The sequence below is a fragment of the Photobacterium minamisatsumaniensis genome (assembly GCF_050336695.1).
Classification (GTDB): Bacteria; Pseudomonadota; Gammaproteobacteria; order Enterobacterales; family Vibrionaceae; genus Photobacterium; species Photobacterium minamisatsumaniensis.
The window spans coordinates 61,417-86,371 of record NZ_JAKJSI010000019.1 but is presented as its reverse complement, the minus strand read 5'-3'; the positions used below and the strand labels follow the sequence as shown (position 1 = coordinate 86,371).

Genomic DNA, 24,955 nt, shown 5'->3' with positions numbered 1-24,955 from the left:
ATACCGTAGTCGCGTTTAACCTCAGTTGATTGAACGTGAGGGGAGTAGATTTCATCTTAAGTTGTGCAGCCTCCATTTGAGCAACATTGTTCAAGATTTTTGATTATCGCCTCTTTATACTGGCTGAAAGAATAAGATGATTAAGAGTCGTAAGGGTAACTCCATGAGTAAAGAGAATCGATTTCAATTTATCAATAGCGGTGAATGCGAAAACGTGAGCTTGCTGGATGTAACGATGAACGATTTCTCATACTCTAAGCATGCTCATGAGGAATATTCCTTGGGGGTCACTCTTCAAGGGCGGCAAGATTTCTTTTGCCAACGTGCTTATCACCGAAGCCCCTCTGGAGGTGTGCTGTTATTTAATCCTGAAGATGTACATGATGGTCATTCTGGTGGTGATCAAGAATTAAAATATACGATGCTATATGTTCATCCCGATGAATTTACCCCTTTATTTCGGGCGCTTGGATATCAAGGTAATCCGATATTAAGAGTAGACCAACCGATAGTTGATAACCCTATATTACGGCATCAAATACTCAGATTGTCGTCAACTATCCAAAAAACAAATTATTCTAAAGTGGAATTTGAGTCAGGCTTATTTCAGATAGCCCAATCATTGGTTGCCATGTCGGGTACTCTTGATATAACGACGCAACTTAGCAAGCGAACAGATAAGTTACTTTTAAGAGCACGAGACTATATATTGGCAAACCTTGGGCATGATTTTTCAATCGATGATATTGCTAATGCTGCTAATATGTCTAAGTTCCACTTTATCCGCCAGTTCCGCCAGCAATTCGGCATTACTCCGCACCAATATGTGTTGAGTTGCCGTGTCAATTTGGCTCGTAAAGTTATTGGATCTGGCCAATCAATAAACCAAGCCGTTTTCGAGGCTGGCTTTGCTGATAATAGCCACCTGAATCGTCATTTTAAGCGAATATATGGCATGACACCTAAGCGTTTCCAAATACAGCTTTCTTTATAATACTGACGTTGGATTTTAATATGTTAACTATTCTTGCATACGCATTTGGCGTTATGTACACGCCAGGGCCTGTGAACTTGCTAGGCATTCACACGGGGATAAGTGGTAAAACGCGAGGTCATGTCGGCTTTTTTTCCGGTATTGCCTGTGCAATGTTTATTTTATTTATGGCCCTTGGATTTCTAGGGAATACATTTATAAACCCAATGTTTGTTCCCTATATGAGCTTGCTAGGTTGTTGCTATATCATATATATCGCATGGAAAGTATTGAAGGCGAATGTAAGAGTGAACTCTTCATTGGAAGACAGTAGCGTTTTATCAATTTGGGATGGTTTTTTTATGCAATTGCTTAATCCAAAAGCACTCCTTGCAACCATACCTATTGCGACTATTCAATTCCCCGCTGAAAATATTCAAGGCAGCGGTATTGTTCTTTGGTCGATGGCCTTATCTATTCTTGCCTTTGGCGCACCATTAAGCTATTCCTTGGTTGGGAGAGTGATCGGAAAGAAGTTGAACAATCCCATTTATTTTAAAATATTCAATAGGGCTATGTCGGTGTTACTTATATCTGTTGCTTTGAATATTGGCTATGAATATGTTTATTTAAATATCTACTATTGATAGCTGTTATTTACGCATTGTACTGTAACACGCTTAGTTTGAATGTTTTTAATGTGATATAAAAAACCCACCGAAGTGGGTTTTATCTTTAAAGAACAAGTTTCAAAGTATTGAAAAGTTACCGAGTAGGCACTTTTTATTACTTCATACTATCAACTTGCTTTTGCAGTTCATCAATTTGCTTCAGTTTATTTTGAAGCCCAAGTGATTGTGAGCTAATGCTTGCAGGGTTTAACATTGTGCCTGTTTGCATTGGGTAGCCCGGTAGTGTTTCAAAGAACTCTGCAATCACATCTTGAATCGGAACAAACAGCCACATGTTGTCTGCCATCCAGCGCATGTACATTTCAGACTCATGCGGTGCTTTCTCAAATGGGTCTGCACGTAAGTGTATAATTTGCGGCCAGTTCGGAGTGAAACGTACAGCATCTACGATACTACCTTCCATGACAGCAAAGTTCAGTTTCCAGTCGTTCCAGCGAATTGCATTTAGTTCACCATTGGCACTAAAGTACATTAGCGAGTCTCGTGGACCTTCGTCGGCTTTACCCTCGAAAAATGGCTTGAAGTTATAACCGTCAATGTGAACTTTCCAGTCCTTGCCATTTGCGGTATAGCCTTCGGCTAGCTTCTCTTTTACATCATCAACGCCAGCTGCGGCTAAAAGCGTTGGTAGCCAATCTTGGTGAGCCATCATGTCATTGATTTTAGAACCCGGTTCAATCACACCCGGCCAGCGGACAAGTTGAGGAACGCGCATACCGCCTTCCCAAGTTGTGCCTTTTTCGCCATAGAATGGGGTTGCACCGCCATCAGGCCAAGTAACTGTTTCTGCACCGTTGTCTGTAGAGTAGATAACGATAGTGTTGTCAGCGACACCTAAATCATCAAGTTTATCAAGCAGAATACCAACTTGGTCATCGTGTTCCATCATACCATCAGCGTAAATACTGACGCCTGATATACCTTGGTACTTCTCTTGTAGGCGAGTCCAAACGTGCATGCGTGTCGTGTTGTGCCAAATGAAGAAAGGCTTATCCGCTTTGACGGCTTTTTCCATGAAGGCTAATGAAGTTTCTAGGAACTCTTCATCGGCATGCTCCATACGCTTACGGGTCATTGGGCCTGTATCTTCGATTTTGCCATCAGCATATGATTTGATAACACCACGAGGACCGTACGTTTTACGGAATTCAGGATCTTTCGGGTAGTAGTAAGACTCTGGCTCTTCTTCCGCATTCAGGTGGTAAAGGTTACCGAAAAATTCGTCAAAACCATGATTGGTTGGCAGGTGTTTATCTTGATCACCAAGGTGGTTCTTACCAAACTGAGCGGTCATATAGCCTTGATCTTTTAACAAGTCTGCCATTGTTGGCGCCCAATCAGGGATACCATGATCTGAACCAGGCATCCCGATTGTTAGAAGGCCGGTACGAAATGGCTCTTGCCCAGTGATGAAAGCTGCGCGTCCAGCAGTACAAGACTGTTGACCATAATGATCGGTAAACAATGCACCTTCATTAGCAATGCGGTCAATGTTTGGGGTTTCATAACCCATCATGCCTTGGTTATAGGCACTGATATTCCAGTAACCCACATCATCGCCAAAAATAGCCAGTATGTTGGGTTGATCAGCAGCCACTGCTGCACCTGTGGTGGCTAATAAACTGACGCTTACTGCTACCTTGCTTAAATGATTCGTCATAGAGAATGCATCCAACCTAATTGATGATAAATAAAGTGTTAAATCGAACAAGCTGTTGAAGCCACAAGGATCGAATTAACAATTTGGATAAAACACCGAGGGCGTTTGTTGGTTGTAAATTTAATGCGAGGAAAGCGTGATGTCGCTTTATAGTCACTATAACCATTCGTTATAACTGCATGTTAACTATTTGTTTTATAAGAATTGTGCGTGCTTATTTTCGTTGTGAAAGATGTTCGTTTGCCGATAGTGTGAACTAGGTCAATATTGAAGACATGTCTGTACAGAAGCCACTGCAACTTAATGAGTATGTCAGCGTAGCTGGCCTTTTTTATCAGTACAGGTCGAGGTTCGAAGCTGGATAGCCACTATAACCAATAGTTATGAAGTGATTGAATAAAATGCCTGCTATCAATGTTCCCCGTATTCTGGAGGCAATATGAACGTATCACAGCAGGCGATTTCATCGCTTATTGAGCAAGTTGAGAAGTCGGTAATTGGTCAACAACATGTTGTCCGCTCTTTGGTGATTGGTTTGTTAACGAATAGTCATGTATTACTTGAAGGGTTACCCGGTACCGCGAAAACACGCTCAGTAAAAGCATTGGCGACATCACTCAATACTAGTTTTGGCCGTATTCAGTTTACACCGGATCTTCTTCCGTCAGATGTAACAGGCACCGAGATTTACCAAGACACGGATGGCACTCCCCAGCTGCATTTTCAAGCCGGACCTATTTTCAACAGCATTGTTCTGGCTGATGAAATTAACCGCGCACCAGCCAAAGTGCAGGCTGCGCTTCTCGAAGCGATGGCAGAAGGCACGATCACTGTTGGCGATAAAACCCACGAATTACCAGAGTTGTTCATGGTATTGGCGACGCAAAACCCAATAGAGCAAGAGGGGACGTATCCATTACCTGAAGCGCAAATGGATCGCTTCATTATGAAAGTGACAGTCGACTACCCCGAGGACGATGCCGAGTTAGATATTATTCGTTTAGTGCGTGCCGAAGAATCACCAAAGCAATCACCAAACAAGTCACTCTCCACTGATGCAAATGATCATGCTCAGCCTATTGCCATTGATCCCGCGGCAATATTGGCAGCCCGCCGTGAGCTGCCAGCAGTCGAAGTCTCTGAGCTGGTGGAAAATTATATTGTTGGTTTGGTTATGGCGACCAGAAAACCAGAGCGTTATTCAGATTCACAGCTAGCCAGATGGATTGATGTTGGTTCGAGCCCTCGTGCATCTATCGCATTGGATAAATGTTCACGAGCATATGCTTGGCTACAAGGTAAAACCTATGTTGATCCTGATGACGTCAGAGCTGTTGCCCCGAGCGTGCTAGGTCATCGCTTTACCCTGAGCTACGACGCTCTTGCTGACGGTGTAACACGGCAAGATGTTGTTCATGAATTACTCGACCACGTAGTTATTGGTTAGGTGGTGATATGGTTAGTCTCCTTAACGCGAGCACAAGCCCGATAGATAGCCGGATTTACAGTGATTATTCACGATTGGTCAAGCTACAGAATCAAGTCGGCGGCTTTAGCTTATTGCCACAGCTGAAAGCAGGTACTGCACTGTCGGGTCGGCACAGCTCTACTTTTCGTGGCCGAGGGCTTAATTTTGAAGAGTTGCGTCATTATCAGCGTGGTGATGATATTCGCAACCTTGATTGGAAAGTTACGATGCGAACGGGTAAGCCGCATGTACGTAGCTATACAGAAGAAAAAGATCGAAGTGTCATCATTTGTGTCGATCAGCGTAGCAGTATGTTCTTTTCGTCGGTATCTGTCATGAAGTCGGTTGTTGCCGCAGAAATTGCAGCGTTAACAGCGTGGCGGGTGTTGAAAGATAGCGATCGGGTCGGGTTTGTGATCTGCCGACATAATGGTGTTCATTGGAGTAAATCCAAACGATCCCAAGCTGATACGTTATTTCAGTTAAGCCAATTAGCCGATGCTAATCAGCAGCTAAACGTGGCAAGTCGAGACTGCGATGATGTGAGTTTGTCATCCATTACATCGTTACTAGGACGATTAAAGTGCCGAAATACCACCATTATTATTCTTAGTGATTGGTCTGGTGTAACAGATGACGATATCCGACATTTAAAACACTTACAGAGGCACAATGATGTGTTGGGTATTTTAATTTCAGATCCATTGGAAAGCTCATTACTCAGTATTAAACCTAACTCTCGTACAAAAGCTCAAGCTCAGGTAGCCAATCAAGCTCAGGTGCTTAATCAAACTCAGGTCGCTAAGCCAATTCAAACCGACACGAAGCCTAATCAATTAATACACTGGGTTATTGGTGATGGTGAATATCAGCTTAATTTACAAAGTAAACAGCAAATAAAACGCGCAAGTCACGGATTACAGCAACACCAGTTGCTGAAAAAACAACAATTGATCCAGCTGATGGCGATACAGCGCTTACCAATGATTGAGTTAGATACTCAAGGTCAACATATTGAACAGTTTAAGCGTGCTGTCGGGGGAGGATTATGAGTATTCATACACCTCCGAGCACTTATATATTGCGTAAAATGGTTGATGTTTCTGTACCTGACTCTGTTGTATGGTGGCCGCAAACGGTCGGTTGGAAAATCCTTGCTGCAGCCATTATGTTAGTGTGCTTTGTTTTGCTATATCGACGTGCCAAATATTGGTGGAATAACCGCTATCGTCAAGAAGCAATATCAGCGTTAAACACGCTGAATCCTACGACACCACCTCAAACGGCAAGAGCGTTATTTTCACTGCTTAAAAAGGTGATGACCTACCTCGATCCGAAAAAAGCGAGCTTATTTGGCGAACCATTACTGAATGAGCTCGATAAGTTATATCCGTCAACCCACTTTCAATTTAATAGTGACATAGGTAAAGCATGGCTAGCGTCGACGTTAACAACGCGTCAGTCACTTAGCGAGTCAGAGCTTGTTATTTTAATCGGTCATACGCGTATGTGGTTGGCAGAGCATCAGGTTAGTACAAGGGGGGAGAATGGTTAACTTGTTTGGTTTATCGATTGAAGTTGCACACCCTTATAGCTTTCTACTGTTACCGCTCCCTTTCATCATTTACTGGCTGATACCGGCTTATCGTACGAAGAAAAACGCCATTAAGGTGCCATTTTTTAACACCATTGTTGATGTGCTTGATGCAGTGCCTTCAGCTGGTGCAAGTCAACTCGCCCCACGCTGGTGGCAACGGGCCATCTTGGTTTTGTCATGGGTGCTATTAGTGGCGGCATTAGCAAAACCAATGATACTTGGCGAGCCTCAAACCCGGGAGCAACTTGGTCGCGATGTAATGGTTGTCGTCGATTTATCTGGCTCGATGGCAGAAAGCGATTTTGTTGCCACCAAAGGCGAGCAAAAAGGTCAACGGATATCTCGTTTAAGCGCAGCGAAGCAGGTATTAACAGATTTTGCCCAAACCCGAGAGGGTGACAGGCTTGGACTGATTTTATTTGGTGATGCAGCATTTATACAGACGCCCTTTACCGCCGATCAGCAAGTATGGCTTGAGCTGCTTCAACAAACGGATGTTGCGATGGCAGGGCAAAGTACCCATCTGGGTGATGCAATTGGCTTAGCCATTAAAGTGTTTGAGCAAGTACCTGAAGGTAGTATTTTCAGTAAGACTTCCAGTAATACACCCCGAGAAAAAGTGGTCATTGTACTGACCGATGGTAATGATACTGGTAGTTTTGTCGAGCCGATTGATGCAGCAAAAGTTGCGGGCGCGAAGGGCGTAAGGATCCACATGGTCGCGATGGGTGACCCCACAACAGTCGGTGAACAAGCACTCGATATGGAGACGATTCAACGCGTCGCGTCACTTTCCGGAGGGCAATCTTTTGAAGCGTTAAATCAAGCAGAATTAGAGCAAGCCTATATCACTATTGGTGAACTTGAGCCTGCACTCTATGAGAGTACARCTTACAGACCAAAACAAACGGTTCACCACTACTTCGTCGCTGTTGTCGTCACTTTGTATTTAATGGCGTTTGTCATCGCGACACTGCGAAATGTTTTTGAGCGGAGAAAACAAATTAATCAATCAGGAGGAGAGTATGTTTGATTCTCTTTTTTGGCAGCAGCTGTGGAATTCATTCCATTTCATCCGTCCTTTTTGGTTATTGGCGTTGCTCCCTTTTGCCATGATAGTACGTTTCCGCTGGAAGCAGGAGGCTGATGCTCAATGGCAACAAATATTACCCAAACATCTACGTGACGTACTAACAATTGGAGACAAAGGTTGGAAGCGGCAGTTACCGTTGAAAGCGTTGACAATATTGATGGCGTTAGGGATTGTTGTTTGTGCAGGCCCGACATGGCAGCGAGAAGCCTCTCCTTTTGGTGAAGATAAATCAGAGATGTTGATTGTGCTCGATGCCAGTGAGTCGATGCTGGCAACTGACTTAGCACCGAATAGGTTGGAACGCGGTAAGCAAAAAATCCGTGATTTATTGCAGCTACGGCAGGGCGGTAAAACGGGGCTAGCTGTTTTTAGCGGCTCAGCACATATCTCGATGCCGCCGACAGAAGATACCGCAGTATTTACGCCATTTTTAGCTGCGATTGAACCGACTATTATGCCCATTGCTGGTAAGGCTGCAGAAAAAGTACTTCCGCTAATCTCATCCCAGTTAACAACTGACCAAGCTGGCTCTGTATTACTGATTACTGATGGCGCAAATCCAGCGACGATTAATGCATTTGAACAGTACTTTTCCAATAGTCACCACCAGTTACTTATTCTTGCGGTTGGAAATTCAGGCGTGAACAGCTCAAGCCCTTTAGATCTAAAAGCATTACAAACATTGTCTAATAAAACCGGCGGTAAGCTGGTGCAAGTTAGTATCGACAATAGCGATGTCGATACTTTGAACCGTTACGTTGAACGCCATATGCAACTCAATAATGAATCGGCAATGCCATGGAAAGATATGGGGTATTACTTGTTGCTGCCAATCCTCATTATTCTGTTGCTTTGGTTTCGTAGAGGCTGGCTCGTGCAATGGTGTTTGGTTGCAGCGGTCATATTACCGACTATGTATACGCCGTCAGTTATGGCTGAAACTGTTCATGTGACCGCGGTTCAAAGCGCTGAGCCAGAGAAGATCACCTTTTACGATCGGGCTGAGCAATGGTGGATGAATTTGTGGCTAACAGCAGACCAACAGGGGCAATATTATTTCAATCAGCAGAATTATTTGAAAGCAGCACAACATTATTCTGACCCGTTATATAAAGGCGTTGCTTATTACTATGCCGCCGAATATAAGCTCGCCCATACAGCCTTTCTTCAAGTCGGCAGTGAGCTTGGCTTTTTTAATGCGGCAAATGCTCTGGCACGGCAACGTGAGTACTTGGCAGCCAGAGATGTTTACCAGGATTTATCTCAAAATGCGCAATCTGATGAGATCAGACAGCACTCCGAGCAAAATTATCAGGTACTGCAAGGAATAGTCGACGAAATTAACCGCGTAAGTGAAAGTCAGTCAGGTACAACTGATGGTCCTGAAGAGTCTTTTGAATTAGGGGATAGACCAAGAACCGCAGATGGCGCCGATGAAGAGGTGAGCGCATCGATGATGGTACGTGAGACATTGAATGCGAATGAAATCTTAGGCAGTGAAGAGCTTGCCGATAAATGGCTAAGACGTGTTGAAGCTGATCCAAAGTATTTCTTACGTGCAAAATTCCAATTGCAGCTATTAGATCGAGTATCGCAACCAGTAACAGCTAATGCAGGAGAGCATAATGAATAATACCATGGTGCGTATTAAACGTTTGTTGTTGCTATGCATTGTCTCAATTGGAGTGTTTTGCGGGCAAACAGTGCTGGCCACGGAGGTGAACGAATCGTCGTTATCAACTCAAGATAAAAATGGGTTGATTGAAGTTAAGGCGTGGCTTGGTGACAGTGCAAAAGAGGGACTTCAAACCTATGCGATAAATGAGCAAATCATTTTAAATATTGAGGTGTCGACTCCCCGCTGGTTAACCGGAGGAACACGTATCGGTAGCATTGAAATGCCCGATGTTATCGTTAAGCAGCGCAATACATTGGCCACAAACTATACAGAGCGACGCAATGGCCAAACTTGGTCTATACAGCACTGGGAAATAACACTCTACCCACAAGCTTCGGGTCAATACCGGCTACCTCCAATAGCGGTTGGTGCTCAGGTATCGGCTCCTGGTGGTAATAATGTCAGGGCTACTTTATATACTGAGCCATTAAGCTTTATGGTGAATTTACCGTCTGTAATGTTAAGCGACGAGGTGAGTTGGTTGGCAGCTAGCGATGTATCTGTACAGCAAGATTGGACGGTCATGCGAGGTACAGATAGTCGTGGTGTGCAAGATGTGTCACAAACAGTATTAAAAGTTGGGGATGTCGTAACACGAAAGGTGAAGGTTGAGGGCACTGATACATTGTCGGTTTTAATTCCTCCGCTGATAGCGCCGACACTGGGGGATGTACAAAGTTACGCTCAGCCCGATGTCCTCATAGATTCTCAGGTGCGGGGGAAATATATCTCAAGCCGAGAAGAGGAAGTCACTTACGTTATTCAAAGTGGTGGTGAGGTTACATTGTCACCTATTGCGATGTATTGGTGGAATACGAAAACAAAACAATTAGAAGTATTACAAGTAGAAGGCAGAACATTTTCAGTCAAACACACCTTTCGATCAATGCTTACCCAATACGGTACTGTATTATTTATGGTGATGGTGGGGCTTCTTGGCTGCGGCTTCGGCGCAAGAGAAATACGACGTTTTTATACCAACAGGCCGCTGCCTTTATGGCTACAGTTTGTTCGTGCTTTGAAAAATAAACAGTGGGCCACAGCAAGGGTATTGGTGTACCGAAAACAGAGATACTTGGCAAATCAACTTGAGCTCAGTCGTTATTGCTCTGAATCACATTGGCAGAAAAAAAGTCGTGCTGTACAGCTAAACCCACCTTCACGGTTTATGCTTATCTCTATCTGGTTTCAGTTGAAGAGGCCGTTTAAAAAACGGCACCTCATACCAAGGGCTTTGCCATTGGACAAATTGGCCTGAAGATCGGTTGCCGAGAAAAAGCGTTCGATAAGCAAGCGATAGAGTTCGCCCTATGAAGGGCGAGTTTTTACACTAGAGTTATATAACACAAGCTCATCAAGTTTTTGTAATTTGATGGGCTTTCAGTGATTAGCGAGAAGTATGAAAAGCACAGAGCTGAATTTAATTCCTATTTTTGTCGCCATTTTTGAAGAGCAGAACTTGTCTCGGGCTGCTGCTCGAATGGACATCAGCCAGCCTGCAGTAAGCAAGGCATTAAAACGGTTGAGAGAAATTTACGACGATCCACTATTTCATCGCAACACTGCAGGGGTCGAGCCAACAACGTTTGCACGTGATATATACCCCGCGATGTCAGCAGCTTTGAAAAACTTCAGTTCAACATTATCAGCCTCACGCGAGTTTGATCCTAAAACGTCGACCCGTATTTTTTCAATCGCTTGCGTCTCAGTGGCGAGCTATTTACTTATACCTGCATTAATCGTTTTACTTCGAAAAGAAGCGCCAAATGTAGCGCTTGAAATTCACCCTTTGTTTACTGAAGACATGGAAGCAGACCTGCGTTTGCAGCGATACGATTTAATCATTGATATGGCCCCTCGTGGTAGAACACTGCTTAAAACAGAAGTGATTTATTCTGAGCCGCTCAAAGTGGTGTGCAGTAAAGATCACCCTCGTATTGGTGACACGATAACAGTGGATGAGTTTTTAGCTGAAGATCATGTTGTTGTAGCGCGTTGGCACAGCCGCCGAAGCTTATTAAATTCTGAAGACATTCCGTGGTTAGACAATCGTAACATTGTGGTGCGTGCTGCGGGTGCTGTTGAAATGCTCCCTATTGTGGGAAGCTCTGAGATGATCGGTATTTTACCTCAATCAACATTGTCAGAGTTCGCGGATAAATACGGCATTAAATCTCTTGAATTACCTTCCGGCCAAACGGTTCAAGACCTATGTACTATTTGGCACCCAAGCCGATCCTCGGAAAGTAGCCATCGCTGGCTGAGGCAACTGATTCAAAAAGTGGCGAAAGATTTAAACTCAACAGATAGCAATTTCAGGTTTGGATAAGCAATTGTTTTAAAAATGTATTTAGTGATGTTATCTTGCAGAAAAGCCGCGACTATAATAGTCACGGCTTTAGGTACAACACCAGATGTTTAATCAGATGCTTTATTTCTCGTCATCTAGCTTTACAAACAAGCTAGTCAGCACGAAAGAAAGTACAAACACGCCACACACACCAAGCACAGCTTGAATGAAGTTTTGTGTACCACCCGATAAGTAAGCTGGAAGGCTAAATACAGATGATAAAATGTAGCTTGTTAGGTGCGTATCGAGCGATACAGAGATAGCGCCAAATATACCTGCAGCTAAACTCGCTGTGAACATTGCTTTCGTATATTTGGTGAGGACACCAAATAGAGCGGGCTCAGTAATACCTAGAATCGCAGTCACACCTGAACCAGCAGTAATTGAAGATTGCTCTTTTGACACTGTTTTGCGTTGCTTGTGCCAGATAGCAAATGTAGCCCCCGCAATTGCTAGGTTGCCCAAACACATGATGGGCATGAGTAAATCTTTACCGTACAGGGCGAAGTTGTTTAGGCTGATTGGCGTCATGCTGTGGTGAATACCGAATACGATAGTAATTGGGCGAGTTAAACCAAATACAAAGCCAGTCAGTGTTGGTGAGATTTCAAGTAGTGAGCCAACAACCCAGCCTGCACCATTACTTAGCCACATACCCAATGGACCAACAAAGGATAGGGTAGCTGTGGCGGTAACTGCGAAAGCAAACAATGGTGTCAATACAGGCTTAGCGACCGTTGGAACGATGCTATCAACTAGCGGTGTCACTTTAGATAGTAGCCATACCGCTAAGATAGTCGGTACGATTGAACCGCCATAGTTCATTAATTCAATAGGTACGACACCAAGTACAGTCAATTCGGCAGCCTCGCTTACCGCTTTGAGTGCTGCAGCCTTTTCAATCAATTGTGGAGAGAGCATCGCTGCGGCAACCGCCAAAGCAATGTATTCATTTACTTTGAACATCTTCGCAGCAGAGAACGATACCAGCATAGGTAAGAAGAAGAACACTGCTACCGAGATTGAGCGGAAGAAAAAGACCGTGTCTGAACTTTCAGAAATAACATTGGTTGCAATAAGGCCTGATAGTAAGCCCATTAACATGCCTGCACCTGCGATAGCAGGCACGACTGGTCCAAAAATACCCGCAACGATACGCATTGCGTTTTGGAATAACTTACCGTCTTTAGCGACAACTGCAATGTCATTATCAATTGCCGTGTTGTCATTTTGGAGCATGGACTGTAGCGATTTATGCCACTTCTCGACATCTACACCAATGATAATTTGAGTTTGGTCTTGTGAAAAAACGACACCTTGAACTCCGCTTATCGATTTTAGGGTCTCTTCAGAAGCAAGAGATTGATCTTTAAGCTTTAGCCTTAATCTGGTCATACAATGTGTCGCATCAGCAATATTACTGGTACCACCCAAAGCATCAATCATGAGAGATAGCTTTTGCTCAACGCTATCTTTCTTCGATGATGCTGTCTTCTTTTTTCCAAAAGCACCCATTGACTCACTAATTTGCATAATATTATTAACTCTCTTCCAGAAAATAAATCTAGTGGACTACTTACTTTTTGTAAAACAGCCCTAATCACATATCTGATTGGTTTAATACATGAGATTCTTATATCTGTACGGCCTTCAGGTAAATTTTAACCTTGAGATACAACGCCATACTCTAATTATCTTTAACGTCCAATTTTTTAATTAATGCAGCAAGTTGCATTTTAGTAATTCTTCTACACCTACATATCGACGTTCGATGTAGGAGAATAATATAGGACCCAAATAAAAAACCAACGGACTAAATTGAGAGTTCAATCACGTTTTCATTGCTGCTAGGTGCCCAAAAAACCGATTTATTATGATTGGTCTGTTTTTTTTACAAGAATTGCTAACTTACCATACCAATTAAATTTAATTAAAAATTGCCCTTGATTAGGCCTGTTTTTAGTTGGTATATATAAAAATAGATTTCGGTTCAGATGAGAATTCATTGTGGAAAAAAACATAATCAGTGATATTGATTGCATTATTACTAAGCCAGATAGACATAACTTAATTACGGTAATCGTAAAGACCGAACAAGGTGTTACTGGTTATGGTTGTGCTACATTTCAGCAGCGTCCATTAGCCGTAAAAACCATGGTTGATGAATACCTGAAACCACTACTTATTGGTAAAGATGCTAATAATATTGAAGACTTATGGCAGATGATGACGGTTAACGCTTACTGGCGTAATGGACCGGTTATTAATAACGCTATTTCAGGTGTTGATATGGCGTTATGGGATATTAAGGCGAAACTAGCTAAAATGCCTTTGCACCAATTGTTTGGTGGTAAATCGCGCGATGCAATCCCTGTTTATACCCATGCTACCAGTGACACCATGGAAGGAATATATTCCATGGTCGATGAGTTTTTATCACAAGGTTATAAACATATTCGTTGCCAGTTAGGTTTTTATGGTGGCGTGCCTGAGAATATTCATACAACGGTTAATCCAACCGAAGGGTCATATTTCGATCAAGACCAATATATAGAAAATACATTAACCATGTTTAAGTTACTTCGTGAAAAATATGGTAACCAATTCCATATTCTTCATGATGTACATGAGCGATTATTTCCTAATCAAGCGATACAGTTTGCCAAAGAGGTTGAACAATATAAACCGTACTTCATCGAAGATATTCTGCCACCAAGCCAAACAGAGTGGCTTGATAACATCCGCAGTCAATCCTCGGTTTCTTTGGGCTTGGGGGAGTTATTCAATAACCCTGAAGAGTGGAAGCAGCTAATTATTAATCGTCGTATCGACTTCATTCGTTGCCATGTTTCTCAAATTGGTGGCATTACACCAGCACTGAAGTTGGCGCATTTATGCCAGACATTTGGGGTTCGACTTGCTTGGCATTGTCCGCCAGATATGACGCCGATTGGTGCTGCTGTGAATACGCATATGAATGTTCACCTGCATAATGCTGCTATTCAAGAGCATGTTGAATATAAAGAAAATACTCGAGCCGTATTCCCTAATGCCCCAGAGCCTAATAATGGTTTCTTGTACGCATTAGAACAAGACGGTATTGGTGTTGAGATGAATGTCGAGAAGGCGACAGACTTTCCTGTGACTTATCGGCCCCATGAGTGGACGCAAAGCCGCTTACCTGATGGCACAATCCATACACCATAAATCAGATACTTAATTGATTTTCAGCCGATGAAAATAGCCGCTATACGTGGCTATTTTTTTCCTCGTAGTTTAATGTTTTCATCATTGAATGGTACAAGGTAAGTACAGTTATAATCGATATCGATCACTTCACTAACAATAAACACTTCACCAGAAGAAAGGAAACCCCGATTTGTAATATTCATAGCGGCAATACCTTTCTTACACCCTAGTAATGTTGCATCGTCTTTGGCTACATTAACGGCTTTGTAGTTAGTTAAGTAGCGGGCAATATCATAACCTAAATTAAGCGTATGGTTTTGTAATGAGCTTTCAATAATCTCAGCATTCATTTTGCTAAATAAGCTAACGGGTAATTTAGTATTTTCTAATTGTACAATGTTACCATTGACTAAACGCAATCTCTTTATATCCCAAATATAATCATCTTCTCCAAATTGGAATATATTTCTATCATGACCCGTTGCTAGTTTTTTGTGCAAGCTTACTTTTTTATATGCTATTTCGTTAAAGCTGTTTTCTGTTATTGAATTATAAATGAGAGGATTATCCCGTACAGACTCTTTGACATAATGACCTGCACCTAATTTTGCTGTTACTACACCAATCGCTTCGAGTTTACTCAAGGCTTTTCTTATCGTAAACCTTGATACTGAATAGCTTTCTGCAAGTTCTCTTTCTGCGGGAAGTTTAATGCTTATTTTATTCTGATAAATCTTGCTAAGAATATMTTGAACGACAAAATCATACTTCTTCATGGTGATGTTCATTTTTTAAAACTATTTACAGACATTCTAGGGAAATATTGGTTTTTATTCAATTAGGATTGGTCATCTTAGCTGGTGAAATAGATTCGTGGTGTGTATTTAAGTAACCCACCATATAAGCTAAACGTCTACGTGAAACGTATAAGATAGCTATGTTTAATCAGCATTATCGAATCGTTAGATCGCGAAGCTTTCATATAGTGGGCAAGATAATCAAGAGATAAAGAATCAATGACTCTGATTTAAAGAAATTAAGCCTGTCATAAATTCTGCTTTGACAGGCTTTTTATAACTATTTCCTTAAATGGTAGGGTGAGAGACCTCATCGACCAGATAAAGAATTGACTGATAAGGCACGCCACTATGGTGTGACAGGCCAATTTCGCAGGTTCGGCTGTTACTGAACCCCCGTCGGCAGTTTTCTGGGACTTGAGCTTTTAGAGGGTGTACAGCGGCGGCATTCAATTCAGGGGTCGTGAAGCCTTTGTCACCAGCCCAACCACAGCATTGAATATGTTCAGGTACAATCACATCAGATGCACACATCTGAGCGAGCTTCAGCATATCGCTTTCCAACCCCATACGGCGCGAGCTACACGTAATGTGCAGTATAACGGTTTCATCGACAGGGGAGATGGTTAAATGCTCTAATAGGAACTTGCTGACAAAACCTGTTGGCTCGAATATCTTCAGTGGTTGGGTAAATTGCTCAATACTACGCTTGGCACATGGGCTGGTATCCATCAATACAGGAAACTGACCATGCTGAGACGCTTGCCACAAGGCATCTTCAAGCTGCTGTGACTTGCTAGTGGCGATATCGTTCATGCCTTTGCTGTCATAGGGCATGCCGCAGCACTGGTCTTTGAGCGAGGCTGGAATAATTACCTCGTATCCCGCTTTCTCAAGCAATGAGAGTGTAACTTCCGTCAATGGTCTCTGGTCAGCAGCATCGGTTTGTTGCCCCATATTGCGGCTGGCACAGGATGGCATATAAACGACTTTTTTCAGTTGTTTAGGTTGATACGCTGCCATATCAGTGAGATCTCTCGAATTCGCTTGCGGTAATTCTGGGATCCATTGTGGTGTTGTCCCTTTGGTGAGGTTACGCATACCATTGGTAACCTTACCAATACAGTTTTCTCCTAGCGCTTTAACGGCTAACTGGTTGGCTTTGAGCCCGGCTCTAGCCAGTGCCGTTGTGGTCGAAAAGTGATCGGCAGTCCATTTGGCTATTGGAGTGAATTTTTGGTATTTCGCTGTGCGCAGCTGTTTTACCAAGTCACCAGTATTAATACCGACAGGGCAGCGATCGGCACAAAGCCCGGTTGCCGCGCAGGTGTCGATCCCTTGGTATTCAAATATTTTTTCTAGCTCGGTCGCTTCAACACTTTCTCCAGCCGCACGGCGGCGCTGTAATTCACGATATAGCACAATACGCTGGCGTGGCGACAAGGTGAGGGTACGAGAAGGGCAGACTGGTTCACAAAAGCCGCATTCAATACAGCGATCAACCAATTCATCTGCCGCAGGCATTGGCTTAAGGTGCTCAATGTGTGAATTGGGGTTGTCATTAATGATCACCCCCGGATTAAGTAGGCTTTCAGGGTCGAACAGTGCCTTGATCTTTTGCATCAAGGCATAGCCGTCTTTACCCCATTCTAGTTCAACATAAGGCGCCATATTTCGGCCTGTGCCATGCTCGGCTTTCAATGAGCCTTGATACTTAACGGCTACCAACTCGGCTACATCGTCCATAAAGCCGCCATAGCGCTCTATTTCAGTCTGTGATTCAAAGCCTTGGGTAAAGACAAAGTGTAAGTTACCTTCTAGTGCATGGCCGAAAATGATGGCTTCGCTATATTGGTATTTATCGAACAATGCTTGCAGGTCGCGAACACCATTTGCCAAGTTTTCAACTGGAAAGGCAACATCTTCAATGATCACTGTGGTGCCCACCTCACGTACAGCCCCAACGGCAGGGAACATGCCTTTACGGATCCCCCAAAGGGTGGCAACAGTAGCAGGATTCGAAGTAAAAGGTACCGACTCAATAATGGTGTAATCCGACAGTGAATCCATAATCTGAATGCATTGACTGTCTATGTCTGCTTGGGAGCTCGCGTGAGACTCAACCAGCAGTGCTGCCGCTTCAAGATCTAGTGATTTGATAAATTCGGGCATGCCGGGTTTATCGGCGACGGAGCGCATCGCTCTGCCATCCATGAGTTCGACGGCAGCTACTGGTGTTTTTGATAGTGTTGTGACCGCTTTACTGGCTTCTTCGATATCGGCAAACACCAACAGGGCAGAGGCTTTATGTTGGTGTTCAATCACCGTGTTGTAGGTAATTTCGGCAATAAACCCCAAAGTACCTTCAGAGCCAATCATTAAGTGCTCGAGTACTTCTACTGGGGTTTGATAGTCAACCAAGGCATTAAGAGCGTAACCGGTGGTGTTTTTCAGGCGGTATTTATGATGAATACGCTCGGTAAGCGCAGTGTTCTCGGCTGTTTCTTGGCAGAGTGCCTGAATACCTTGTAGCAATTCAGGGCGAGCTGTTTTGAATGCCGCGATACTCTCGCTGCTGGCAGTATCAAGCAGTGAACCATCGCTAAACACGATTTTCATGCTATCGACGGTACGGTAAGAGTTCTGCGCTGTACCACAGCACATACCGCTAGCGTTGTTGGCTGCAATGCCACCAATTTTGCACGTATTGATTGAGGCCGGATCTGGGCCGATTTTACGCTGAAATGGTGCAAGGTATTTGTTGGCATCAGCACCAATTACACCGGGTTGGAGAGTGATTTTATGGCCGTTATCGGTAATCTGATGTCCGCGCCAATCGTCGGTGAGGGTGATAAGCACCGAATCTGACACTGCCTGACCAGACAAACTGGTGCCTGCAGCGCGGAAGGTAAAGTGAACACTCAGTTCACGACAGCATTGGATGGCAAAAATTACTTCATCCAAATCCCTAAGGCGTAGAACGATTTTCGGCACCAAGCGATAAAAACTCGCGTCGGTGCCGTAGGCTAGGCGTTTGGCTTCTTGGGTTATGATGCGCTCTTGGTCGATACGCCCAGCAAGGATACCTTCCAGTTGTTGATACGTGGCATTTGTAATTGCGTTTGCCATCAATTGCTTCCTTTTGTTGAGCCGCAGGCGATATCACTGAGGATAATTATTGTATTAGTGATGTTGTTTGATCGCCTGCGATATCCTTTATGTTTGCTTAACCCATTTTTACTAGCGACTCATGGGACAAGTCAGAAATCGTTTTTGCACCAGTAAGTGTCATGGCAACTCGCATTTCCTTTTCATACAGATCGAGCAGGTTCTCAACGCCTTTGCCACCCTGTGCAGCAAGTGCGTAGACGAAAGATCGGCCAAGTAGGGTGCAGTCAGCACCGAGTGCCAGCATACGTACCACATCGAGACCTGTCCGGATGCCTGAATCGACGAGGATCTTCAAATCGCCTTTTACGGCATCAGCAATGTTCGGTAGCGCCCTGGCTGTAGATAACACTCCGTCGAGTTGGCGGCCACCGTGGTTTGATACAACAATACCATCGGCACCAAAGCGGACTGCATCTTTGGCATCTTCCTCATCAAGAATCCCCTTGATGATCATTGGGCCATCCCAGAATTCACGGATCCACTCTAGATCTTTCCAGCTGATTGAAGGATCGAAGTTTTCTCCTAACCACCCAATATAATCTTCTAGCTTGGTTGGTGAACCCCTATAGGTGGAAATATTGCCAAGATCGTGAGGTTTGCCCAAAAGACCGACATCTATCGCCCAACTTGGGTGGCGCATCGACTGAAATACTCGACGAAATGCGGCATTCGGACCGCTCATTCCAGAGCGCATGTCACGGTATCGAGCACCCGGTACTGGCATATCGACAGTAAAGACCAGAGTTGTTACCCCTGCGGCCTTGGCGCGCTCTAGTACGTTTTTCATAAAGCCACGATCTTTGAGCACGTATAGCTGGAACCACATCGGACGATCGATTGCTGGGGCAACCTCTTCAATTGGGCAAACAGAGACCGTTGACATGGTAAACGGGATACCTTTGTTCGCAGCTGCTTGGGCTGCTTGAACCTCACCACGTCGAGCATACATTCCTGTTAGTCCAACAGGCGCCAATGCGATAGGTAATGCCATTTTTTCACCGAAAAGCTCGCTCTCAAGACTTAGCTCAGACATGTTGTTTAGTACACGCTGGCGCAGGGCGATACTTGCTAGATCGTCGGTATTGCGATCCAAAGTGTGTTCGTTGTATGAGCCACCATCAATATAGTGAAAAAGAAACGGTGGTAGCTTCGACTTAGCGGCCGCGCGGTAATCTGTTGAGGCTGAAATAATCATAAATCTAATCCTAGTAAGAAGTTAATCTGGCGCTTACTTCATGAGTGCATCTGTAATTTGGAAGCCGTAAATCACCACTAAGCCAATCACGCCAGTCATGATTAAATAATATATTGTTGGGATAATCGTCTTACGCAGCGTTGCACCTTCGCGCCCTAACAATCCGACCGTGGCAGATGCTGCAACCACGTTATGAATGGCGATCATATTACCGGCTGCTGCACCAACGGCCTGAAGGGCAACAACAACAGCACTTGATATGGTTAACGTTTGTGCGACTTCGAACTGGAATTGGCTGAACATCATGTTTGATACCGTGTTTGAACCCGCGATGAAGGCACCCAGAGCACCGACCGTTGCGCTTAGCGCTGGGAAAGCATCACCCACAAGGCCAGCTGCAAAATTCGCGGTTGTTACAGGCATACTGGCAAGATCGGCACTGTTCACTCCTGAGTTGATGAAGATACGGACCATTGGAATGGTGAATACCAGAACAAAGCCTGCACCAATTAACGTTTTGCTCGACTCACCAAAAGCTTTGGCAAGTGGGGCGACACGACGTGACTGAAGCAGAACTGCTAGCAGGGCAACGAATACTAGAATGCCTCCCGGTAGGTATAGTGGCTGAATTGCGGTACTAATGCCTGTTTCACCGAGGATATTGGTGAAAGAAAGGCTTACGCTAACCAGCATCCCTTTGAAGTCTGCGCTAACGCGGCTAGCGACTAGAATGACGGCTAGCAAGACATAAGGTGCCCAAGCCAGTACCATGCTCATTGGTTTAGTCTTATTTTCATCAAGGTTGATCTTAAGTGAACCTAACCATTCTGCTGGCCACTTATCTTCTGACTCGAAGTTCCATGTTGATTTAGGTACAAGGAAGCCGCGTTTAGCTGCTGAAACCACAACGGCTAAGCCAACCAGCCCACCAATCAGTGATGGGAACTCTGCACCTAGGAAAACACCGGTTAATGCATAAGGAATAGTAAAAGAGACACCGGCAAATAGTGCGAATGGCACAATATCAAGTCCTTCAGTCCAGCTTTTGTTTTTACCGAAGAAGCGGGTCAGCATCATTGCCATTAGTACAGGGATCATTGTCCCAACCGATGCGTGGATCAGCGCGACATTTGATGTAATTTGCTGAAGGTAAGCCTCCCACGTTGAGCCGTTTGCGATTAACGTTTCAGTAATGTTGTGAGTATCTAGCCCTTTGTTGACGCCAACGATAATTGGCGTACCCACCGCACCGAATGATACCGGTGTTGATTGGATCATCATGCCCATTAGTACAGCAGCAAGGGCAGGAAAGCCAATGGCGACGAGCAGTGGTGCGGCGATAGCGGCTGGGGTGCCGAAACCAGAAGCACCTTCAATAAACGAACCGAAGCACCAGGCAATAATTATGGCTTGAATGCGGCGATCCGGAGAGATGTTGGTAAATCCATTGCGGATAGTGGTTATCGCGCCAGTGTGTTTAAGTGTGTTGAGTAGGAAGATTGCGCCGAACACAATCCATAGTACCGATACCGTAATGCCGAATCCTTGAAATACAGAAGCTAATACGCGATTAGCGGACATATCCCAGAATGTCAGTGCAATGATAACGGTAAGGCCAAAGGCGACAGGCATGGCTCTTTTTGCAGGCCAATTGAGGCCGACCAGCAGTATTGCTGCTACCACAATTGGTGAGAAAGCCACTAAGGCCAGTAATGTTTCACTCATTGGTACATCCTCGTACAGGTATTGTTTCATTCGTCCTTTAGAAAGGGGCTGATGAAGTTTTGTAATTATTGTATTTGTGATCTTGGTGTTAACAAGGTGTGAACTTACCCCTTTCTTTTTTATTAATATAGGGAAATAATGAAAATGATTAATTCCAAAAATGACATAATCCAATGCGTGCAGATGATTTAATTTTGTTTTCTCAGGTAGTAGAACTGGGTAGTTTTAGTAAGGTTGCAGAGCAAAATAGCCTTACAAACTCGGTGGTTAGCAAAAGGATTGCGAGATTAGAAAAGGAGATTGGCGTTCAGCTATTGTATCGAACAACGCGAAAATTAACTCTGACAGAAGCTGGCAAGGCGTTAATGCATGGTGCCAAAAATGTGAAGCAGGCCGCGCAGGAGGCTATGGACGCAGTTTCAGGCTTTGGCGAAAATGTTAGCGGTCATATTAAAATGTCGGTGCCGACTATATCGGGTGATCTGATCTTGGCTGATGCTGTTGCTGAGTTTTGTAATATGCACCCTGGCCTGACAGTTGACATGTCACTCGATAATCGCTTTGTCGATTTGGTTGATGGTGGTTTTGATTTGGTGATCCGTACTGGTTACCTCGAAGATTCTAGCTTGATTGCCCGTCATATCCTTGATTCTCAATGGGTAGTATGTGCTTCCCCTTCCTATATCGCCCGTAATGGCAAGCCATTAAACCCAGAAGATTTAACCCAGCATAATTGTTTGCAATATGCCTATCAAACTACGGGAGCGACTGACTGGGAGTTCAAAGGCGATGAAGGTAATTATATTGTCAGGGTGACAGGTAGTTTCACGACCGATAATGCGACGGCACTCCGCAAAGCGGCACTTGGTGGACATGGAATCGCCTATGTACCGCGCTGTTTGGTCTATCACGATTTCCGCAATGGCCAATTGGTCGATATCTTCCCTGAATTAGTGGGGAAGAGGCTCGGTATATATGCTGTATACCCATTTACGCGTCAGCCACCACAGAAAGTAAAGTTACTGATTGAACATATTAAAACGAGATATCTAACGATTTCTCATTACTTTTAACCGATGAAAGCGCCTAATTTACGGTATATTTCGAAACTGACTGCTGTCTTTTCCGTGGTCAGCATTACGTATTTTTACCTACAGCAAGGCAAAGGGCTCGGCTAGAGTCACGTAGTTTTATAATTGTGCCACTTGGAGCAGCACGATCAAAAATATCAGTGTTTAAAATGGCGTTACTTAAGTCAGTACGATACAAATCTGCTCCATATAAATCCACATTGAGCATTTTCGCATCACTCATATCAGCATTACGTATGTCGGCATCTCGGAAAATAGCATCGTTTAGGTTCGCATTTCTAAAACTAGCATACGTTATGTCAGCGTAACTCATATCGGCATGACTAAGGTTAGAGCCATTAAAATTGGCTCGTATCAGGTTAGCTCGACGAAGGTTAACGCCATTAAGGTCAAAATTACTTAAGTCGATATTACGAAAGACAGCACGCTTACCGCCTTTGTTTTCCAACCATAGCTGGTGTTGTTCGAGAATGTAATCAAGTTCTTGTCGAGTATATTTTTTCATAGTCAGCTAACTACTGTTTTATTTTGTCATGCCATATATCGCTATCTGCACCGATTACACACTCACCATCAACTCTCATTGATAAGCGTATTAGGCAACGTTTGACCACTTCATTAAAGTCGTCTTCAGGCAAAAACCTTACTGAATCAACTAGGGCTTTACAGTGAGGTGCGGTTTGTTCTTTCAAGGTGTAAAACACCCATTTACCTTTCTTTTCGTGGTTTAGTAACCCTGCTTTATACAACATTTTAAGATTACGAGAGACGTTGTATTGAGTATCACCGATAATGTCCATTGCCTCTGCAACAGCCATGCATTCGTCAACGTGAAGGAATAGCCAAAACAACCGTAATCTATTGGGTTCTGACAATGCTTTTAACGAATCAATATACTTTTCATCCATCATGGTTGTTACCTTATATAACTCATAGCGCCACTCATTTGAGTGGCGCGAAGCTTTTATACAACGTATTGGAAGATAGCCCCGCCAATGATGGCAGTTGTTAATACTATTCCGACAAACGCTATAACAGCTTTTCTTTTAAGAACTGCTGATACTAGCGCGATTTCAGGTAAACTTGCACCTGTACCGCCAATAATTAATGCTAATGCAGCACCTAAGCCCATACCTTTAGCAATTAACACGTTGAGTAAAGGAATTGCCATTTCAATACGTAGGTAAAGAGGGATACCAATCAGAGAAGCAACAACAATCGATTGGAAGCTATCACCACCAACATACTTCTCTACCATGTCAGCAGGTAGATACGCAGCAGAAAACCCACTAATCGCAGCACCTAGCAGTACGTATGGAATAATTCTTTTAAACAAAGACCAAGCACTATTCATCGCATTACGCATTTTTGATGCTGAAGTTGCGGTATTACCGCAAGAGTTGGTTTTATTATTACTGCAACCTTTTGCTTTGGTATCTTCTAGCTCATCACCACGTTTAATCTCATTTCTCCAAGGTGATTTGGATATAAATAGACCGGCAAGAACAGCAGCAGTAAACGTAATCAAGAAGTAAATAACGGTGATCTTCAAACCGAATGCAGCATAAACCATTGCTAGTACGATAAAGTTACATAGTGGTGCAGAGATGATGAAACTCATCACGGTACCTAGTGAAGCCCCCATCGATGCCATCCCCATCGTTACAGGTACAACCGCAGCACTACAAAACGGTGTGAGCATGCCGAATAATGCACCTAACAATGAACCCCATTTCTCATGTTTGGTTAACTTCTCTTGGAGTTTATCTTGAGGGATATACTCGCGCATTAAGCCAGTTAGAACCGACACAACAGCGATGATAACGACTAAGCCTTTAGCAACATAAAAGAATTCATTTAACGCAATAACTAATTTTGCATCCACAATTGGAATCTCGAACAAATAAAAGAGATGCGAATCATATACACGCATGCGCGATTGTGCAAGTGTGTATGTGTAGTTGAGGGCAAATTTAAAAAGTAAAAGCCAATTATTCACAGCGTAATAATTAGTTCGTAAGTCTCTAACAGTATGAAAAATAACTTTATTAGATAAAGCTATTGTCGCTCCGGCACCCACTATCGATGAATTAATTTTGTGGTGTACATGAGTAATGAATCTGGTGATTGGTTAGATTGAAGGGAGTGTATAAGGCTTTTTAATTAGTGTATCGGTGAGGTATATCATCACCTAGCCAATACGAACTCAATGTGAAGTTGAGTTCGTATTAGTAATAGTGATATACGTTGTCGAGTACAACGTTTTTGCGGATACA

At 43.7% G+C, this 24,955-nt stretch carries 19 protein-coding genes and 2 pseudogenes; 12 read left to right on the top strand and 9 right to left on the bottom strand.

Annotated elements, in window-relative coordinates:
- The first annotated feature begins 163 nt into the window (after nucleotides 1-163).
- Nucleotides 164-994, top strand: coding sequence for a helix-turn-helix domain-containing protein (locus L4D78_RS10505; protein WP_428466871.1), 831 nt, complete (start codon nucleotides 164-166; stop codon nucleotides 992-994).
- Between the two features lie 20 nt (nucleotides 995-1,014).
- Nucleotides 1,015-1,620 (top strand): LysE family translocator, encoded by a 606-nt coding sequence (locus L4D78_RS10500; RefSeq protein ID WP_428466870.1) that lies wholly within the window; start codon nucleotides 1,015-1,017, stop codon nucleotides 1,618-1,620.
- A gap of 139 nt (nucleotides 1,621-1,759) precedes the next feature.
- On the opposite strand, the gene L4D78_RS10495 is transcribed toward L4D78_RS10500, so the two are convergent.
- Nucleotides 1,760-3,325 carry an arylsulfatase gene (locus L4D78_RS10495; RefSeq protein WP_428466869.1) on the bottom strand — a complete coding sequence of 522 codons (1,566 nt, stop codon included), beginning with the start codon at nucleotides 3,323-3,325 and terminating at the stop codon, nucleotides 1,760-1,762.
- 439 nt (nucleotides 3,326-3,764) lie between these two features.
- On the opposite strand from L4D78_RS10495, the pseudogene L4D78_RS10490 reads away from it, so the two are divergent.
- The 8 genes and pseudogenes from L4D78_RS10490 to L4D78_RS10455 form a co-directional block, all read left to right on the top strand.
- Nucleotides 3,765-4,344 (top strand): annotated as a pseudogene (locus L4D78_RS10490) (AAA family ATPase); the annotation flags it as partial.
- A gap of 80 nt (nucleotides 4,345-4,424) precedes the next feature.
- Nucleotides 4,425-4,772, top strand: a pseudogene (locus tag L4D78_RS10485) (AAA family ATPase); the annotation flags it as partial.
- 8 nt (nucleotides 4,773-4,780) lie between these two features.
- Nucleotides 4,781-5,845, top strand: a complete 1,065-nt coding sequence (locus tag L4D78_RS10480) for a DUF58 domain-containing protein (protein ID WP_428466868.1) — start codon at nucleotides 4,781-4,783, stop codon at nucleotides 5,843-5,845.
- Nucleotides 5,842-6,348: a DUF4381 domain-containing protein gene (locus tag L4D78_RS10475; protein ID WP_428466867.1), complete on the top strand. Its 507-nt coding sequence runs from the start codon at nucleotides 5,842-5,844 to the stop codon at nucleotides 6,346-6,348. Before L4D78_RS10480 ends, L4D78_RS10475 begins: the two co-directional genes overlap by 4 nt.
- Nucleotides 6,341-7,423, top strand: a complete 1,083-nt coding sequence (locus tag L4D78_RS10470) for a vWA domain-containing protein (protein ID WP_428466866.1) — start codon at nucleotides 6,341-6,343, stop codon at nucleotides 7,421-7,423. Before L4D78_RS10475 ends, L4D78_RS10470 begins: the two co-directional genes overlap by 8 nt.
- Entirely contained in the window at nucleotides 7,416-9,116 is a 1,701-nt protein-coding gene (locus L4D78_RS10465; protein WP_428466865.1) for a VWA domain-containing protein, read from the top strand. Before L4D78_RS10470 ends, L4D78_RS10465 begins: the two co-directional genes overlap by 8 nt.
- On the top strand, nucleotides 9,109-10,419 hold the full coding sequence (locus L4D78_RS10460) for a BatD family protein (RefSeq protein ID WP_428466864.1): 1,311 nt from the start codon (nucleotides 9,109-9,111) through the stop codon (nucleotides 10,417-10,419). The genes L4D78_RS10465 and L4D78_RS10460 overlap by 8 nt, the downstream gene beginning before the upstream one ends.
- Before the next feature lie 141 nt (nucleotides 10,420-10,560).
- Nucleotides 10,561-11,490: a LysR family transcriptional regulator gene (locus L4D78_RS10455; RefSeq protein WP_428466863.1), complete on the top strand. Its 930-nt coding sequence runs from the start codon at nucleotides 10,561-10,563 to the stop codon at nucleotides 11,488-11,490.
- 102 nt (nucleotides 11,491-11,592) lie between these two features.
- Here L4D78_RS10455 and L4D78_RS10450 read toward each other — a convergent pair whose 3' ends face one another.
- On the bottom strand, nucleotides 11,593-13,044 hold the full coding sequence (locus tag L4D78_RS10450; protein ID WP_428466862.1) for a PTS transporter subunit EIIC: 1,452 nt from the start codon (nucleotides 13,042-13,044) through the stop codon (nucleotides 11,593-11,595).
- A 474-nt stretch (nucleotides 13,045-13,518) separates the two neighbouring features.
- Between L4D78_RS10450 and L4D78_RS10445 the strand changes: the two genes are divergently transcribed.
- Nucleotides 13,519-14,718, top strand: a complete 1,200-nt coding sequence (locus tag L4D78_RS10445) for an enolase C-terminal domain-like protein (protein WP_428466861.1) — start codon at nucleotides 13,519-13,521, stop codon at nucleotides 14,716-14,718.
- A gap of 50 nt (nucleotides 14,719-14,768) precedes the next feature.
- Here L4D78_RS10445 and L4D78_RS10440 read toward each other — a convergent pair whose 3' ends face one another.
- The 4 genes from L4D78_RS10440 to L4D78_RS10425 all read right to left on the bottom strand — a co-directional run bounded on the left by L4D78_RS10440 (nucleotide 14,769) and on the right by L4D78_RS10425 (nucleotide 21,588).
- Nucleotides 14,769-15,476, bottom strand: a complete 708-nt coding sequence (locus L4D78_RS10440) for a GntR family transcriptional regulator (RefSeq protein ID WP_428466860.1) — start codon at nucleotides 15,474-15,476, stop codon at nucleotides 14,769-14,771.
- 309 nt (nucleotides 15,477-15,785) lie between these two features.
- Nucleotides 15,786-18,626 carry an FAD-binding and (Fe-S)-binding domain-containing protein gene (locus tag L4D78_RS10435; protein ID WP_428466859.1) on the bottom strand — a complete coding sequence of 947 codons (2,841 nt, stop codon included), beginning with the start codon at nucleotides 18,624-18,626 and terminating at the stop codon, nucleotides 15,786-15,788.
- A gap of 97 nt (nucleotides 18,627-18,723) precedes the next feature.
- On the bottom strand, nucleotides 18,724-19,863 hold the full coding sequence (gene lldD, locus L4D78_RS10430; protein ID WP_428466858.1) for an FMN-dependent L-lactate dehydrogenase LldD: 1,140 nt from the start codon (nucleotides 19,861-19,863) through the stop codon (nucleotides 18,724-18,726).
- A gap of 33 nt (nucleotides 19,864-19,896) precedes the next feature.
- A complete protein-coding gene (locus L4D78_RS10425; protein ID WP_428466857.1) occupies nucleotides 19,897-21,588 on the bottom strand; it encodes an L-lactate permease in 1,692 nt (563 codons plus the stop codon).
- Nucleotides 21,589-21,761: 173 nt separating this feature from the next.
- On the opposite strand from L4D78_RS10425, the gene L4D78_RS10420 reads away from it, so the two are divergent.
- A complete protein-coding gene (locus tag L4D78_RS10420) occupies nucleotides 21,762-22,661 on the top strand; it encodes a LysR family transcriptional regulator (protein ID WP_428466856.1) in 900 nt (299 codons plus the stop codon).
- A 64-nt stretch (nucleotides 22,662-22,725) separates the two neighbouring features.
- Here the strand turns inward: L4D78_RS10420 and L4D78_RS10415 are convergent, their stop codons facing one another.
- Genes L4D78_RS10415 through L4D78_RS10405 form a run of 3 tightly spaced genes read right to left on the bottom strand, consistent with a single transcriptional unit; the run spans nucleotide 22,726 to nucleotide 24,564 of the window.
- A complete protein-coding gene (locus tag L4D78_RS10415; RefSeq protein ID WP_428466855.1) occupies nucleotides 22,726-23,184 on the bottom strand; it encodes a pentapeptide repeat-containing protein in 459 nt (152 codons plus the stop codon).
- Nucleotides 23,185-23,194: 10 nt separating this feature from the next.
- On the bottom strand, nucleotides 23,195-23,590 hold the full coding sequence (locus L4D78_RS10410; RefSeq protein ID WP_428466854.1) for an ArsR/SmtB family transcription factor: 396 nt from the start codon (nucleotides 23,588-23,590) through the stop codon (nucleotides 23,195-23,197).
- Nucleotides 23,591-23,643: 53 nt separating this feature from the next.
- Entirely contained in the window at nucleotides 23,644-24,564 is a 921-nt protein-coding gene (locus L4D78_RS10405; protein ID WP_428466853.1) for a permease, read from the bottom strand.
- Nucleotides 24,565-24,955 lie beyond the last annotated feature (391 nt).

Bases quoted from the DNA above. Each gene is read 5' to 3' on its own strand.
- L4D78_RS10425 (WP_428466857.1), bottom strand. From the start codon at position 21,588: ATGAGTGAAACATTACTGGCCTTAGTGGCTTTCTCACCAATTGTGGTA.
- L4D78_RS10465 (WP_428466865.1), top strand. From the start codon at position 7,416: ATGTTTGATTCTCTTTTTTGGCAGCAGCTGTGGAATTCATTCCATTTC.
- L4D78_RS10415 (WP_428466855.1), bottom strand. From the start codon at position 23,184: ATGAAAAAATATACTCGACAAGAACTTGATTACATTCTCGAACAACAC.
- L4D78_RS10475 (WP_428466867.1), top strand. From the start codon at position 5,842: ATGAGTATTCATACACCTCCGAGCACTTATATATTGCGTAAAATGGTT.
- L4D78_RS10505 (WP_428466871.1), top strand. From the start codon at position 164: ATGAGTAAAGAGAATCGATTTCAATTTATCAATAGCGGTGAATGCGAA.
- L4D78_RS10480 (WP_428466868.1), top strand. From the start codon at position 4,781: ATGGTTAGTCTCCTTAACGCGAGCACAAGCCCGATAGATAGCCGGATT.
- L4D78_RS10460 (WP_428466864.1), top strand. From the start codon at position 9,109: ATGAATAATACCATGGTGCGTATTAAACGTTTGTTGTTGCTATGCATT.
- L4D78_RS10450 (WP_428466862.1), bottom strand. From the start codon at position 13,044: ATGCAAATTAGTGAGTCAATGGGTGCTTTTGGAAAAAAGAAGACAGCA.
- L4D78_RS10435 (WP_428466859.1), bottom strand. From the start codon at position 18,626: ATGGCAAACGCAATTACAAATGCCACGTATCAACAACTGGAAGGTATC.
- L4D78_RS10455 (WP_428466863.1), top strand. From the start codon at position 10,561: ATGAAAAGCACAGAGCTGAATTTAATTCCTATTTTTGTCGCCATTTTT.
- L4D78_RS10420 (WP_428466856.1), top strand. From the start codon at position 21,762: ATGCGTGCAGATGATTTAATTTTGTTTTCTCAGGTAGTAGAACTGGGT.
- lldD (WP_428466858.1), bottom strand. From the start codon at position 19,863: ATGATTATTTCAGCCTCAACAGATTACCGCGCGGCCGCTAAGTCGAAG.
- L4D78_RS10495 (WP_428466869.1), bottom strand. From the start codon at position 3,325: ATGACGAATCATTTAAGCAAGGTAGCAGTAAGCGTCAGTTTATTAGCC.
- L4D78_RS10410 (WP_428466854.1), bottom strand. From the start codon at position 23,590: ATGATGGATGAAAAGTATATTGATTCGTTAAAAGCATTGTCAGAACCC.
- L4D78_RS10500 (WP_428466870.1), top strand. From the start codon at position 1,015: ATGTTAACTATTCTTGCATACGCATTTGGCGTTATGTACACGCCAGGG.